We start from the raw sequence: 335 nt of genomic DNA on the forward strand, positions 1-335 counted from the left end.
GTGATGGTGCACTCCGACCAGGGCTGTCAGTTCACCAGCAGCGATTGGCAGTCGTTCCTGAAAGCGCACCGGATGGTGCCGAGCATGAGCCGACGCGGGAACTGCCACGACAATGCCGTTGCTGAGAGTTTCTTCAGCGTCTTGAAGAAGGAGCGGATCAAGCGGCGGATCTACCCGACACGCGCCATGGCAGCATCGGACGTGTTTGACTACATCGAGATGTTCTACAACCCGATCCGCCGGCATGGTTCCGCTGGCGGACTGTCACCGGTAGAGTTTGAAAAGCGCTACGCGCAGAGCGGCGACTGAGTGTCTACAGAACTCTGGCCGGTCCA

1 protein-coding gene is annotated in these 335 nt (G+C 59.4%); it reads left to right on the plus strand.

All coding sequences use genetic code 11. From position 1 onward, the window contains the following. The coding region (locus IQ458_RS19480; RefSeq protein WP_203323847.1) for an IS3 family transposase at positions 1-309 on the plus strand (309 nt) is incomplete at its 5' end. Between the last annotated feature and the right edge of the window lie 26 nt (positions 310-335).

Origin of the sequence: Pseudoxanthomonas beigongshangi (genome assembly GCF_016820515.1) — a bacterium.
GTDB classification, from domain to species: Bacteria; Pseudomonadota; Gammaproteobacteria; order Xanthomonadales; family Xanthomonadaceae; genus Pseudoxanthomonas_A; species Pseudoxanthomonas_A beigongshangi.